This is a genomic window from Dendronalium phyllosphericum CENA369, assembly GCF_016056275.1.
Classification (GTDB): Bacteria; Cyanobacteriota; Cyanobacteriia; order Cyanobacteriales; family Nostocaceae; genus Dendronalium; species Dendronalium phyllosphericum.
On sequence record NZ_JAECZA010000183.1, the window covers coordinates 1 to 1,609 of the forward strand.

Here is a 1,609-nt window from a genome sequence, read left to right on the forward strand (position 1 = left end):
GGGTGTGGGGTGTTGGGTGTTGGGTGTAGGTGACAAAGGAGCGGATTGTTGGTGTTATTAAAGGCTAATTAGGTCAATCATGGCTATTCTTTCCCCACACCCTACACCCTACACCCAGCCTAAACAGAGAACTTTGTAATCTACTGAATATAGCTGGGGACTGGTGACTGGGTGAAAAGTCTTTTTGTGTCTAGGTTTGATCGTCTGTTGATGTCCTAACACTACTAGCGACGGCTATATAAAAAACCCCGCTGCTTTACTAAGCGGCGGGGTCAAATCGGACAATAGCTGTTGAAGAAAAATCAACAATAAACTTTATTTCCAAAATATTACAAATATTTAAGAAAAATTACTTATGAACTTTGTGGCTTTTGATTTGGGAATGTTTGTGGTGTTTGTAATGTTTTTTATGATGTACCTTACCGCTTTTTACACCAGTATGTTTAGCAGGAGCAAGAGCAATCTTAGTTGGGGCAGTAGTTTTGGCTTGGACAGCAGGTGCAACAATCGCCATAGGTGCGGAAACTACTAAAGCTAGAAGCAAACCTTTAACTAATTTATTCATGGGATTTCCTGATTTGTTTGTCAGTTAGGAACGTGTTAAATATGGCAGGTGTATATGTCAGTGTCTTGTTATTCATATGAAGTTTTTGTGAAGAGTGTTGTCGCAATTCCACTATGATGCTTGTGTTAAAATTTTCCTAAGAAATGCTGACAGCCATCAATTCTTCTGATATGTCAAAGTTAGCTGTGACATTTTGCACATCATCTAAACCTTCTAACGTATCAATTAATTTGAAGAGCGATCGCGCCCGTTCTGGATCTGTAACTTCTACACTATTACTAGGAATCCAGCGTAATTCTGCATCAGTCACCTGAAAGCCTTTATCTTTGAGCGTCTGGTTGAGATTTTCTAAATTTGCTACCTCAGTAAACACCTCAGCAATCTCATCTTCAGTCATTTCATAAGACTCAGCGCCGCCTTCTAAAGATGCTTCTAAAAGTTGTTCTTCATCAACCACTTCTTGTACGACACACACAGCCTTTTGCTCAAACATCCAGCTAACGCAGCCTGTTTCACCAAGATTGCCACCATTTTTACTAAAAGCTACACGTAAGTCAGCAGCAGTTCGATTGCGGTTATCTGTGAAAGCTTCAATCAAAATGGCTACACCCTCTGGACCGTAACCTTCGTAGCGAATAGCTTCAAAACTAGCATTGTCGTTAAAAGTCCCTGCACCTTTAGCGATCGCCCGTTCGATATTATCATTAGGGATACCCGCAACCTTCGCTTTCTCAATTGCAGTACGCAGTTGAAAATTTCCTGCTGGATCTGGTACGCCGCTTCTAGCAGCAACAATAATTGCCCGCGACAACTGAGTAAAGGTTTTGCTTTTTTTTGCATCTACTACCGCTTTCTGGCGCTTAATATTTGCCCATTTACTATGTCCTGCCATAATCTAAAATTCTTAACGCTCTACTCCCAGATTAAAATATACGAAAAAACATCGCATTTACGATAGTTTGGGTAGAGCAATAAACTGTTGTGCTTTTAATTTGCACTTTGAGGCAGCAGAGAGGGTGGAGGGGCAGAGGGGCAGAGGAGCGG

Annotated in this window: 2 protein-coding genes; both read right to left on the reverse strand. The window is 41.2% G+C overall.

Features of this window, described 5'->3' with window-relative positions; all coding sequences use genetic code 11:
• Positions 1-349: 349 nt before the first annotated feature.
• The gene (locus I8752_RS22110) at positions 350-565 is read right to left on the reverse strand and encodes a hypothetical protein (protein ID WP_214434423.1); all 216 of its coding nucleotides are present in this window, start codon (positions 563-565) and stop codon (positions 350-352) included.
• A gap of 136 nt (positions 566-701) precedes the next feature.
• Positions 702-1,457, reverse strand: a complete 756-nt coding sequence (locus I8752_RS22115; protein ID WP_214434424.1) for a YebC/PmpR family DNA-binding transcriptional regulator — start codon at positions 1,455-1,457, stop codon at positions 702-704.
• Positions 1,458-1,609 lie beyond the last annotated feature (152 nt).